This window comes from Eikenella corrodens, assembly GCF_900187105.1.
GTDB classification, from domain to species: Bacteria; Pseudomonadota; Gammaproteobacteria; order Burkholderiales; family Neisseriaceae; genus Eikenella; species Eikenella corrodens.
Genome location: NZ_LT906482.1, coordinates 1527283 through 1539654 on the forward strand (window position 1 = coordinate 1527283; position 12372 = coordinate 1539654).

Below are 12372 nucleotides of genomic sequence, written 5' to 3' on the forward strand. Positions count from 1 at the left end.
GGTGCTGGAACAGGGTTTGTGCCTTGAAGAATAAAGGCTTTAAAAGTCTGAATAAAAACGTTGCCAATCAGGCGCAAGACTGTTAATATTCCACGGAAATACAGAGTGTTGCAGCATTGTCGGCGCGGTGGAAATTTTCGGAAAACAACAGTTTCCCGGTTCGGCTGTTTAAGCATATGCTTTTATGGCCGATTTTTGCTGTGTTGCCAAACGAAAAAGCGAAGCTCTTTGATTAACCCAAGTAAAGAGGATAAGGATTTATGTCTGCCGAAAAACATGATATCGACCCGATTGAAACCCAGGAGTGGTTGGATGCGCTCAGTTCCGTGCTAGAAAACGAAGGCTCGGAGCGGGCGCATTTTCTGTTGGAAAACTTGGTGCGCTACACCCGCCGTCGCGGCGTGCACCTGCCGTTTAGCGCCACCACCGCGTATCTGAACACCATCCCGGTCGGCAAGGAGCAGAAATCACCCGGCAATCAAGAGCTGGAACACCGCATCCGCGCCGCCATCCGCTGGAATGCTGCCGCCATGGTGCTGCGTGCCGGCAAAAAAGATTTGGAATTGGGCGGCCACATCGCTTCCTTCCAGTCTTCCGCTACTTTGTATGACGTGGGCTTCAACCACTTCTGGCGTGCCAAAGACGAAGCTGCCGGTGAAGAAGGCGATTTGATTTATGTTCAAGGCCACTCTGCTCCCGGCATTTATTCCCGCGCCTTCGTGGAAGGCCGCCTGAGCGAAGATCAGCTGAACAACTTCCGCCAAGAAGTGGGCGGTAACGGCCTGCCGTCTTATCCGCACCCGCACCTGATGCCTGATTTCTGGCAGTTCCCCACTGTATCCATGGGCTTGGGCCCGTTGATGGCGATTTACCAAGCCCGCTTCCTGAAATACTTGGAGTCTCGAGGCCTGGCCAAAACCAAGGGCCGCAAAGTATGGTGCTTCTGCGGCGACGGCGAGATGGACGAGCCGGAAAGCCAAGGTGCTATCGCTTTGGCCGCCCGCGAAGGCTTGGACAACCTGATTTTCGTTATTAACTGCAACCTGCAGCGTTTGGACGGCCCGGTGCGCGGCAACGGCAAAATCATCCAAGAATTGGAAGGCAACTTCCGCGGCGCAGGCTGGAATGTGTTGAAAGTGATTTGGGGTCGCCGTTGGGACGGCCTCTTGGCACGCGACACCAACCACGCCCTGAAACAGCGCATGGAAGAATGCCTGGACGGCGACTACCAAACCTTCAAGTCCAAAGACGGTGCATACGTTCGCGAACACTTCTTCAACACGCCCGAATTGAAAGCCCTCGTGGCCGATATGTCTGACGACGAAATCTGGGCCTTGAACCGTGGCGGCCACGACCCGTACAAAGTTTACGCCGCTTACCACGAAGCCGTGAACAACGCCGGCGGCCGCCCCACTGTGATTTTGGCCAAAACCATCAAAGGCTACGGCATGGGTGCATCCGGCGAAGGTCAAAACGTTGCCCACCAAGCCAAGAAAATGGACGTGAAATCGCTCAAACAGTTCCGCGACCGCTTCGGTATTCAGGTAACCGACGAGCAAATCGACAGTGGCGACTTGCCCTACTTCCGCTTTGCTGAAGACAGCCCGGAAATGCAATATCTGCGTGAACGTCGCAACGCCTTGGGCGGTTACTTGCCGGCACGTAATCCGAACAACGAAGCCTTGCCGATTCCGGCTCTGGAAACCTTCGACGCCCAGCTGCAATCCAGCGGCGATCGCGAATTCTCCACCACCATGGCTTTTGTACGTATCTTGGCTGCCTTGCTGAAAGACAAGCAAATCGGCCGCCGCATCGTGCCGATTGTGCCCGATGAGAGCCGCACCTTCGGTATGGAAGGTATGTTCCGCCAATACGGCATTTGGAACCCGAAAGGTCAGCAGTACACCCCGCAGGATAAAGACCAGCTGATGTTCTACAAAGAGAGCGTGGATGGCCAAATTCTGCAGGAAGGCATCAACGAGCCGGGTGCTATGGCCGACTGGATTGCTGCTTCCACCAGCTATGCCAACAACCGTTACGCCATGATTCCGTTCTACATCTACTACTCCATGTTCGGTTTCCAACGCATCGGCGATTTGGCTTGGGCTGCCGGCGACATGCACGCACGCGGCTTCCTCTTGGGCGGCACCGCAGGCCGCACCACTCTCAATGGCGAAGGCCTGCAACACGAAGACGGCCACAGCCAGCTGCAAGCCGACCTGATTCCGAACTGCGTCAGCTACGACCCGACCTTCCAATACGAAGTGGCCGTAATCGTACACAACGGTCTGCAACGCATGTACGTGGATAACGAAGACGTATTCTTCTACATCACCCTGATGAACGAAAACTACGCCCACCCCGCCATGCCGCAACGCAAAGGCATCGAGCAGGAAATCCTCAAAGGTATGTATCTGTTCCGCGAAGGCGGCAAAGGCGACAAACGCGTTCAGCTGATGGGCTCCGGCACCATCCTGCAGGAAGTGATCCACGCTGCCGATTTGCTGAAAAACGATTTCGGTGTGGAAGCCGACATCTGGTCTTGCCCCTCGTTCAACCTGCTGCACCGCGAAGCCATCGAAACTGACCGTTGGAACCGCCTGCATCCGGCTGCCGAGCAGAAACTGCCCTTCGTGAGCCAGCAGCTGCAAGGCCATGCCGGCCCGGTTGTCGCTGCTACTGACTACATCCGCAGCTTTGCCGATCGCATCCGCGCCTACATCCCCAAAGAAAACGGCGATTATGTAGTGCTCGGTACCGACGGTTTCGGCCGCTCCGACAGCCGCGCCAACCTGCGCAGCTTCTTCGAAGTAGACCGCTATCATGTGGCCGTGGCTGCGCTGGACGCTTTGGCCAAACAAGGCAAAGTGGGCAAAGACGTGGTGCAGAAAGCCATCGAGAAATACGGCGTTCAAACCGAAGTTGCACCCAGCTGGAAACGCTAATCCCGGCCTGAAGTTTTCAGGTAGCCTTGCCCCCGCGGTAGAGGCTACCTGAAAAACAGAAAAGGAAAAATATGAAACCCTTATTCGTTGTATGCTCCGTCGCCTTGCTGGCTGCTTGCGCTTCCAATGCGCCGGTGGTGCAGGAAGAAAGCACCAGCTACGACAGCAGCACCCAAGCACGCGTGCGCCTTTACGGCCAAAACCAAAAACCCACCATTATGGTGAGCGGCATCGACTGCGAAGCCGAAGATCGGCGAGCCCGCCGCGGCCATAAAGTGAACGTGGGCGGCAGTTTGGGCGATGCGTTCGGCTCGTTTGCCGGTACGGCCAGAAGCCGCAGTTTGGGCATAGCCGAAACCGAACACAGCAAAAACATCGGACAAATGAACGGTATCCTCTCGCGGGCATTTTTCCGCGAGTATGCCGTGCCGGCCGGCAAAGCTGTGAACGTACAGGCTGCCTATATCGGCTTGCGGAATGCGATGGAAGGCGCTACCGAAACCGTCATCCAACACGAAGGCTCGTGCAACACCCGCATGGCTTCATTCGTGCCCCAAGCCGGGCACGATTACGAAGTGATCGGCCTGTCCGGGCGGCGCTGTGCCGTGGCCGTGTATGAAGTCGGCACCCAAGGCGAGTTGAAGCCGGTGGAATTGCAAGACGCGGTAAGCTGCCGAAGAAGGCGTTAAGTTAACGGTGTCTGAATCTGTTCAGACCATATCCAACCGAATACCAAAGGAACTCTCATGAGTATTGTAGAAATCAAAGTCCCCGATATCGGCGGACACGAAAATGTAGATATTATTGCTGTGGAAGTCAAAGCCGGCGACACCATCGCGCTGGACGACACCCTGATTACCCTGGAAACCGATAAAGCCACCATGGACGTACCGGCCGATGCCGCTGGCGTGGTGAAAGAAGTGAAGGTAAAAGTGGGCGACAAGGTGTCTGAAGGCGATGTGATTGTGCTGGTGGAAGCCGCCGGTGCTGGCGCCGCTGCCGCTCCGGCTGCGGCGCCCAAAGCCGAAGCCGCTCCCGCACCTGCTGCGCCCGCCGTTGCTCCGGCTGCTGCCGCCAATGTTCAGGTAGCCGTGCCCGATATCGGAGGCCACACCGATGTGGATGTGATTGCCGTGGAAGTGAAAGTGGGCGATACCGTGGCGGTGGACGATACCCTGATCACTCTGGAAACCGACAAAGCCACCATGGACGTGCCCAGCACCGCTGCCGGCACCGTTACCGCCGTACACATCAAAGTGGGTGACAAAGTGTCTGAAGGCAACATCATCATCGATGTGGCCGCCTCTGGTGCACCTGCCGCTGCCGCGCCCGCTGCAGCCGAAGCGCCAAAAGCCGCACCCGCGCCTGCTGCCGCCCCGGCCCCCGCCCCCGCTGCACCTGCCGCTCCGGCCACTGCCGCCTATGGCAGCGCACCCGTGAACGAAGCCGGTTTCGCCAAAGCCCACGCCGGCCCCTCCGCCCGCAAACTGGCGCGCGAACTGGGTGTGGATTTGAGCCTGGTGAAAGGCAGCGGCAACAAAGGCCGCATCACCAAAGACGATATCAAAGCCTTCGTTAAAGCCGCCATGCAGGGCGGTGCAGGCAAGCCTGCAGCTGCCGGTGCTTCTTTGGGCGGCGGCTTGGATTTGCTGCCGTGGCCGAAAGTGGATTTCGCCAAATTCGGCGAAGTCGAAGTGAAAGAGCTCAGCCGCATCAAGAAGATTTCCGGTCAAAACCTGTCGCGCAACTGGGTAATGATTCCGCACGTTACCGTACACGACGAAGCCGACATGACCGAGCTGGAAAGCTTCCGCAAACAGCTCAACAAAGAGTGGGAGCGCGAAGGCGTGAAACTCTCGCCCCTGGCCTTCATCATCAAAGCCAGCGTGGCCGCGCTCAAAGCCTTCCCCGAGTTCAACTCCTCGCTCGACGGCGACAACCTGGTGTTGAAAAAATACTTCCACATCGGCTTTGCCGCCGACACCCCCAACGGCTTGGTGGTGCCTGTGATTAAAGATGTGGACAAAAAAGGCCTTAAAGAAATCAGTATCGAGCTGGGCGAATTGAGCAAAAAAGCCCGCGAAGGCAAGCTCAAACCGCAGGAAATGCAGGGCGCCTGCTTCACCATTTCCAGCTTGGGCGGCATCGGCGGCACTGGCTTCACCCCGATTGTGAATGCCCCCGAAGTAGCCATCTTGGGCGTGTGCAAATCACAGATGAAACCGGTATGGAACGGCTCCGATTTCGAAGCCCGCCTGATGTGCCCGCTCTCCCTGTCGTTCGACCACCGCGTGATCGACGGCGCAGCCGGCATGCGATTCACCGTGTTCTTGGCCAACCTGCTCAAAGACTTCCGCCGCATTTCCCTGTAAGCGTTTGGGCATGATTAAAAGGCTACCTGAAAGTTTTCAGGTAGCCTTTTTGTTGTTATGTGGCGATGCTGGAGTATTGCTATTTTTAAGTTTCCAGCTTGAAGGAGGGTAGGGCTATTAAGGATCATGGTGATGCAGTTGTAATATCTGCAGGCATATTTGTTCCATTTGCTTTGAGCTATTGATATGGCTAGGCTAGCCGTTAGTAGGATGGCATGTATTAGCCAATAAATTCTCAGGTAGCCTATGGACAGTAGGCTACCTGAAATGTTGTGGCATTTGGGCTGCAATATCCAACAGGTTTAATCGAGTAGCAATCGGTGCAAGATATTTTCGTAAATGGCAGAAAGCCGGGGGATAGCGGCAAGCTCGATGTGCTCGTCGATTTGGTGGATGCTCTCATTCACTGGGCCGAGCTCGATAAGTTCGTTGGCAATGGCTTTAATAAAGCGGCCGTCCGATGTGCCGCCGCTGGTGGAGAGCACAGCTTGGATGCCGCACTCTTCAGCAATGGCAGCTTGGGCAGCTTGGGTGAGGCGGCCGGCTTCGGTAATGAAGGGTTGGCCGGAGAGCTGCCATTGGAGGCTGTAGTGCAGATGATGCTTATCTAATATGGCTTTTACCCGGCGTTGCAGGCTTTCAGCATCTGTTTCTGTGGAGAAACGGAAGTTGAACTGGACGGATAGCTCGCCGGGGATGACGTTGGTAGCGCCGGTGCCGGCGTGGATATTGGAGATTTGGAAGCCGGTGGGTGGGAAGTAGGCGTTGCCGTTGTCCCAATGCTCGGCGGTGAGCTCGGCCAGGGCGGGGGCGGCAAGGTGGATGGGGTTGGCGGCGAGGTGGGGATAGGCGATGTGACCTTGTTTGCCGTGGATGGTGAGGCTACCTGAAAGTGAGCCACGCCGGCCGTTTTTGATGGTATCGCCGAGGGTGTGCTCGGCGGTAGGCTCGCCAACGATGCAGTAGTCGATATACTCACCGCGTTGGCGTAGGGTTTCAATCACGCGCACGGTACCGTCTTTGCCGTCGCCCTCTTCGTCTGAAGTAATCAGCAGGGCGAGGCTACCTGAAAATTGTGGATGCTGTGCAATAAAGCATTCGCAGGCAGTAATGAAACAGGCAATGCTGGTTTTCATGTCGGCTGTGCCGCGTCCGTAGAGTTTGCCGTTGCGTTCGGTGGGCTGAAACGGCGGAGATGTCCATGCTTCAGCTGGGCCAGGCGGAACAACGTCGGTATGTCCGGCAAAACACACGAGAGGCGTACTGTTGCCGTGCCGTGCCCACAGGTTTTGTGTACGACCAAAGGGCATGGGTTCGATAGCAAAGCCAATAGCACGCAGGCGTTCGGCAATGATCTCTTGGCAGCCGTGGTCATCTGGAGTAACGGAGGCTTGGGCGATAAGCTGTTTGGCTAGCTGGAGGGAGGTGGTTTCGGACATATGGACAGAGCTTGGAATAGATAGTGATGAGGCTGGGTTATAGCGGGTTTGCTGGAATTTGCCAAGTTATAGGTAGCCTGCAAACTGGGAAAGGCTATCTGAAAATGAAGCCACACAATTTAAAGCTGTTGATAAATAGCTCTCAGCGTATTTATTTTCACTGACGAATGAAATAGCTAGCTAATATTATGCATAAATAGAGAATATTTTCGGCGAAATAGCTTGACTTAAAAATTAAGCCTAACTATAATTCAAAACTTCACAGCGCACCCGTAGCTCAGTTGGATAGAGTATCTGGCTACGAACCAGAGGGTCGGGCGTTCGAATCGCTCCGGGTGCGCCATAATTTATCCGCGCCCATCGTCTAGCGGTTAGGACATCGCCCTTTCACGGCGGTAACGGGGGTTCGATTCCCCCTGGGCGTGCCACATTCTTAATAAACCCTTACTAGAAGATCGTAGGGGTTTAATTTTATCTATAAAATTAATAGGTTAGTATGTTTGCTATTCTGTTAATTTATCTTTGTGGTTCATCCCCAGTAGTTCGTTTTTTGTTCAGTTTTAGCCACAATCGCATGGGATTTAGATCAGAGGTTGTATTGGGCAGTTAAATAAAACTCCTCAACATCTCGCTTATACTGCAAAAGCCTTCTTTAATTTATCCGAGAGGGCTTTTATCATGGCTTCAATCAGTAAAAAACAACCTGTATGTGGTTTGCCCAAGTACACCATCATGCAATCAATAGTTTGCCTGTGATTAACCGGGTGATTTCATTTTCGTACAAAACCGCAAGTGGAAGTATGAGCAAACAAAATCGAGATTGAATAGACTGAGTGGTTGACCAATATTCCTTCTGCCAAAGTGTTATTGTGTTATCAAGTAGACAATATGCAAGCGATGCATTGAGTGCCAGAAGTAAAAGATTTTAATTGCAGAAAATTATTGATTATTTATTGAGTTAAATTAAAAAGGCTACCTGAAAACGAAGCGAGGCGCAGTTTCTGCAACGCTAAAATTTTCAGGTAGCCTTTTCTCTATCCTGCAGTTTAGGCGGCGTTTAAATCAAAGCCGCTGTGGCGGAGTAGGGCGTCGATGCTGGGGGCGCGGCCGCGGAAGGCTTGGAAGGATTCGGCGGCGCTGCGCGAGCCGCCCACGGCGAGGATTTCCTGCCAGAAGCGGCGGCCGCATTCGGCCACATCGCCTCTTTCTTCAAATGCGGCGTAGGCATCGGCGCTGAGCACTTCGGCCCAGGCGTAGCTGTAGTAGCCGGCCGAGTAGCCGCCGGCGAAGATGTGGCCGAAGCTGTTGGCGAAACGGTTGTAGGCAGGCGGCTGCACCACAGCCACTTCGCGGCGCACGTTGTCCAACACTTGAGCCCAGCCGGAAAGACGGGCGGGATCGGTTTCGCTGTAAATCAGCATGTCGAACAAGGCGAATTCCATCTGGCGCACGAGGAACATGCCGCGTTGGAAGTTTTTGGCGGCGAGCATTTTGTCGAATAATTCCTGCGGCAGCGGTGCGCCGTTGTCTTCGTGTTCGGACATGCCGCGCAGTACATCGTATTCCCACACGAAGTTTTCCATAAACTGACTGGGCAGCTCCACAGCATCCCATTCCACGCCGTTGATGCCGCTCACGCCTAGCTCGTCCACTTGAGTAAGCAGGTGGTGCAGGCCGTGGCCGGTTTCGTGGAAAAGGGTGAGGATTTCGTCGTGGGAGAGGCGGGCTTCTTTGCCGGCTGCGGGCGGGGTGAAGTTGCACACCAGATAGGCCGTGGGGCTTTGCAGCTGGCCGTTGGGCAGGCGGCGGCGGCCTTTATAGTCGTTCATCCATGCGCCGCCGCGTTTGCCTTCGCGGGCATACAAATCCATATACACACCGCCGATATGCGTGCCGTTCTGCGAGAGCTCGAAATAGCGCACGTCGGGATGCCATACAGGCACGGTTTTTTCAGTGAAATCCACGCCGTAGAGCCGTTTGATTTGGGCGAACAGGCCAAGGAGCACTTTGCCCACGGGGAAGTATTTTTTCACTTCGGTTTCGCTAAACGAATATTTGGCCTGGCGCAGTTTTTCGGAGGTGTAGGCCAAATCCCAGGGCTGCGGGTTTTTGATGGCGAGGGTGTCGCGGGCGAAGGCCTGCACGGCGGCAAAGTCCTGCTCGGCGAAGGGTTTGGCACGTTTGGCCAAATCGCGTAGGAAATCCAGCACTTGCGCGGGTGAGTCGGCCATTTTGGTGGCCAGCGAGAGCTCGGCGAAGTTGGCGTAGCCCAGCAGTTTGGCTTCCTGCAGGGTGATTTCGAGGCGGCGGGTGATGTTGGGGCTGTTGTCGAACCGGCCTTCGTTGGAAAGCTCGCTGGCGCGGGTAACGTAGGCGCGGTATACCTCTTCGCGCAGTTCGCGGTTGTCGGCGTATTGCATCACGGCGAGGTAGTGCGGCATTTGCAGGCCGATTTTGTAGCCGCTTTTGCCTTCGGCCTGTGCGGCGGCGGCAAACATGGCCATGGCGTCTTCAGGTAGCCCGGAGAGCGGCTCGGCATTGTCGAAATAGAGGGCGAAGGCATCGGTGGCATCGAGCACGTTTTGCGAGAACTTGGCGGCCAGCTGGGCGCCTTCGGTTTGCAGGGCGGCGAATTCGGCCTGCTTTTCGGGCGGCAGCTCGGCACCGCTGAGCACGAAATCGCGCAGGTCGTGGTTGAGCTTGGTTTGCTGCGCCGGGCTTAAGGCGGCAAATTCGGGGGAGCTTTTGATGGTTTTGAAGCGTTGGTAGAGCTCGATGTCTTGGCCGATTTCGGTAAAGAATACGGTAATTTCCGGCATCAGCTCGTTATACACGGCGCGCAGTTCGGGGGTATCGGCCACGGAGTTGAGGTGCGATACCACGCCCCAGATACGACCGACGCGCTCGGTGATGTCGGTAAGCTTTTCCACGGTGTTGCCCCAAGTGGCTTCGCTTTGAGCCTTAACGGCGGCAATGCCGGCACGGGCTTCGGCGAGGGCGGATTCGAGGGCAGGGCGGATGTGGGCAGTTTGGATTTGGTCGAAACGCGGCTCTTCGCCAAGTTGGAGCAGGGGATTCACGGGTTGTCCTTTTGATGATGGGGATGATACGGGCAAATAGGGGCGGGGCGGGTTTTCACAAGGGCAGGGGCAGGGTTAATTGGTGTTTTCAGGTAGCCTGGTTTTGAATCGGCTTGAGGCTACCTGAAAATGAACATTCGGCTGTGATGAGATTTGGCGGTTTGAGGCTGTTACGCTTAGCCATGCGGTTTCAGGTAGCCTTTGCCGATACAGCCTTTGGCAGATGGCTCAACGGGATGGTTGGTGGGCTGTCAGCAGCTGGTAAAACAGTTCTATTGCTTGGGCGTGCTGCTGTGCGGAAATCGGCTGGAATAGGAAATTTGGCCAATCGATATCGGTAGGGCTGAAGCCGCAGATGTAGGCCAGGATCATGTTGGCAAAGCCGGCGGTGGATTCGGCATAGCCCAGTTGTTGGGCAACGAAATCGTGGAAGGGGCGAAGAATGTCGGGTTCGTCGATATGGTGGCAGCGGGTGGCCATGGTGTAGCCGCTGATGAAGTTCATCAGGCTGGGAAGCGTGGGCGGGTTGATATACATACCGAGCCGGTTTTGCATTTGGAAGAGCAGGGCGGAAAGGGTGGTGGGAGAAGGCATGGTGTGGATTGGGGCTACCTGAAAAGTGGGCATGATTATAGCCAAAGCGCATTTCACCTTCTACCGCGTGAACCAGCCTTTTGGTGCTGTTTGTACTGTATTCGACTTGGTAGGGAAAATCATGGTTTTGGCTATGGCCAAGGTGCCGGTTTCAGGTAGCCTCAAGTTTTCAGGTAGCCTCAGTTGCGGCGTGAATCCGGATAAAAAACTGCCGACCTTTCCATGATAGGTACGGAAGGGTCGGCAGGGCAGGCTATAGTGAATTAAATTTAAACCAGTACAGCGTTGTCTCGCCTTGCCGTACTATCTGTACTGTCTGCGGCTCGTCGCCTTGTTCTGATTTTTGTTAATTCACTATACCTGAAAACGTAATGCGGGCAGCCAGATTATTTGCCGTTGGCTGTGGCAGGGGCAGAAGCGGCTTCTGCGGTGGATTGGGTCGGCGTTGCTGCTGAGGCTGGTGCGGCTTCAGTGTGCTGCTTGAGGCCGCCGCCGAGGGCTTTATAGAGGTCGGCCAGGTTTTCCAGCATGGAAAGCTGGGTGGCGAGCACGGCGGCATCGGCGGAGTAGCTGCTGCGTTCGGCATCGAGCACTTCCAGCGAGCTGGACACGCCGTGGCGGTAGCGCAGGTTAATCAGGCGCAGGCGGTCGTTGTAGGCTTTTTGGGTTTGCACACGGGCATTGTATTGCTGCTGCAGGGTTTCGCGCGCCACTAGGGCGTTAGATACGTCTTGGAAGGCGGACTGCACGGCTTTTTCATACGCGGCCACGGCCGATTGCTGGCGCAGTTTGGCCACGTCTAGGCTGGCGCGCAGGCTGCCCCAGTTGAAAATGGGTACTTTGATGGTGGGGGAGAATACCCAGGTACGGTTTATGCCGTCGAACAGGCGATTCATTTCGGTGCTGCCGGTGCCGATGCTGCTGGTGATGCTGATGCTGGGGAAAAAGGCGGCACGGGCGGCGCCGATATTGGCATTGGCCTGGCGCAGGTTGTGTTCGGCAGCGCGGATATCGGGGCGGTTTTGCAGCAGGTCGGAGGAAAGGCCGGCGGGCAGCTGGGTGATGCGGAATTGCTTGTTCAGTGGCAGGCCGGCGGGCAGATTATTGGGCACGGGCTGGTTAATCAGCACGGCCAGGGCGTTGTGTGCCTGCTCGCGGGCGCGCAGGGCGGCGGCGTAGTCGGCTTTGGCTGATTCAATCAGGGCTTCCATTTCGCGCAGGTTGACGGCAGAAATTACGCCGGCATTGTGCTGGATTTGGTTAAGCCGGTAGGTCTGCTCGCGGGTTTGCAGCACCCGCTGGGCGAGCTTCATGGATTCTTCAGCGTAGCGTTCGTTGAAATAGGCTTTGGCCACGGCAGAAACCAGCGCGAGGTGGGCGGAATCGCGGGCGGCAGTGCTGCTGAAATAGCCTTGCAGTGCGGCTTGGTTGTTGCTGCGGGCTTTGCCGAACAGGTCGAGCTCGTAGGAGGCGATGCCGAGGCCGACGCTGTAGGATTCGGCAATGTAGGAGCGGCCGGTGGCGCTCAAATCCTGCGCCACGCGGGCACGTTGGCCGGTGCCGCTGGCGTTGATGCCGGGCAGGGAGGCGGCGCGGGTGATGGCGTATTGGGCGCGTACAGCTTCGGCATTCAGGGCGGCCATGCGCAGGTCGGGGTTGTTCTGCAGTGCCAGGGTAATCAGGGATTTGAGGCGCGGGTCGGCAAAGTAGTCTTCCCAGCCGGTGTCGGCGGCACGGCTGCTTTGGCCGGCGGCGGTGTCGTAGCGGAAGCTGGCGGGCACGTTTACTTCAGGCTGCTGATAGCGCGGCGCAAGGGTGCAGGCGGAGAGCAGCAGGCTGAAGGCGAGGCTGCCGGCAATCGGTTTTAAAACGGTTGTTCTCATGTGCTTTGTCCTTATGGTTTTCAGGTAGCCTCCAATGCGGCAGAGGCTACCTGAAAATG

8 protein-coding genes and 2 tRNA genes are annotated in these 12372 nt (G+C 56.1%); 6 read left to right on the top strand and 4 right to left on the bottom strand.

Features of this window, described 5'->3' with window-relative positions; translation table 11 throughout:
* Positions 1-260 precede the first annotated feature (260 nt).
* The 3 genes from aceE (at position 261) to aceF (ending at position 5317) form a co-directional block, all read left to right on the top strand.
* On the top strand, positions 261-2945 hold the full coding sequence (aceE, locus tag CKV94_RS07755) for a pyruvate dehydrogenase (acetyl-transferring), homodimeric type (RefSeq protein ID WP_003824283.1): 2685 nt from the start codon (positions 261-263) through the stop codon (positions 2943-2945).
* A 71-nt stretch (positions 2946-3016) separates the two neighbouring features.
* Entirely contained in the window at positions 3017-3634 is a 618-nt protein-coding gene (locus tag CKV94_RS07760) for a hypothetical protein (protein WP_003824284.1), read from the top strand.
* Between the two features lie 57 nt (positions 3635-3691).
* Positions 3692-5317 carry a dihydrolipoyllysine-residue acetyltransferase gene (aceF, locus tag CKV94_RS07765; RefSeq protein WP_095114609.1) on the top strand — a complete coding sequence of 542 codons (1626 nt, stop codon included), beginning with the start codon at positions 3692-3694 and terminating at the stop codon, positions 5315-5317.
* 302 nt (positions 5318-5619) lie between these two features.
* On the opposite strand, the gene dapE is transcribed toward aceF, so the two are convergent.
* Complete coding sequence (gene dapE, locus CKV94_RS07770) at positions 5620-6756, bottom strand: succinyl-diaminopimelate desuccinylase (protein ID WP_003824287.1); 1137 nt, start codon at positions 6754-6756, stop codon at positions 5620-5622.
* A 266-nt stretch (positions 6757-7022) separates the two neighbouring features.
* On the opposite strand from dapE, the gene CKV94_RS07775 reads away from it, so the two are divergent.
* Both CKV94_RS07775 and CKV94_RS07780 read left to right on the top strand, forming a co-directional pair.
* Positions 7023-7099: transfer RNA gene (locus CKV94_RS07775), tRNA-Arg, on the top strand.
* A 10-nt stretch (positions 7100-7109) separates the two neighbouring features.
* A tRNA-Glu gene (locus CKV94_RS07780) sits at positions 7110-7184 on the top strand.
* Between the two features lie 618 nt (positions 7185-7802).
* On the opposite strand, the gene CKV94_RS07785 is transcribed toward CKV94_RS07780, so the two are convergent.
* Together CKV94_RS07785 and CKV94_RS07790 are read right to left on the bottom strand one after the other, a co-directional pair.
* On the bottom strand, positions 7803-9836 hold the full coding sequence (locus CKV94_RS07785) for a M3 family metallopeptidase (protein ID WP_003824290.1): 2034 nt from the start codon (positions 9834-9836) through the stop codon (positions 7803-7805).
* A gap of 228 nt (positions 9837-10064) precedes the next feature.
* Entirely contained in the window at positions 10065-10463 is a 399-nt protein-coding gene (locus CKV94_RS07790) for a hypothetical protein (RefSeq protein WP_003824292.1), read from the bottom strand.
* Between CKV94_RS07790 and CKV94_RS07795 the strand changes: the two genes are divergently transcribed.
* Positions 10462-10656, top strand: coding sequence for a hypothetical protein (locus tag CKV94_RS07795; protein WP_003824293.1), 195 nt, complete (start codon positions 10462-10464; stop codon positions 10654-10656). The genes CKV94_RS07790 and CKV94_RS07795 overlap by 2 nt on opposite strands.
* Positions 10657-10816: 160 nt before the next feature.
* Here the strand turns inward: CKV94_RS07795 and CKV94_RS07800 are convergent, their stop codons facing one another.
* Complete coding sequence (locus tag CKV94_RS07800) at positions 10817-12313, bottom strand: efflux transporter outer membrane subunit (protein WP_003824294.1); 1497 nt, start codon at positions 12311-12313, stop codon at positions 10817-10819.
* Positions 12314-12372 lie beyond the last annotated feature (59 nt).

Coding starts and splice junctions, on each gene's coding strand:
- CKV94_RS07790 (WP_003824292.1), bottom strand. CDS start 10,463: ATGCCCACTTTTCAGGTAGCCCCAATCCACACCATGCCTTCTCCCACC.
- aceE (WP_003824283.1), top strand. CDS start 261: ATGTCTGCCGAAAAACATGATATCGACCCGATTGAAACCCAGGAGTGG.
- dapE (WP_003824287.1), bottom strand. CDS start 6,756: ATGTCCGAAACCACCTCCCTCCAGCTAGCCAAACAGCTTATCGCCCAA.
- CKV94_RS07760 (WP_003824284.1), top strand. CDS start 3,017: ATGAAACCCTTATTCGTTGTATGCTCCGTCGCCTTGCTGGCTGCTTGC.
- aceF (WP_095114609.1), top strand. CDS start 3,692: ATGAGTATTGTAGAAATCAAAGTCCCCGATATCGGCGGACACGAAAAT.
- CKV94_RS07795 (WP_003824293.1), top strand. CDS start 10,462: ATGATTATAGCCAAAGCGCATTTCACCTTCTACCGCGTGAACCAGCCT.
- CKV94_RS07800 (WP_003824294.1), bottom strand. CDS start 12,313: ATGAGAACAACCGTTTTAAAACCGATTGCCGGCAGCCTCGCCTTCAGC.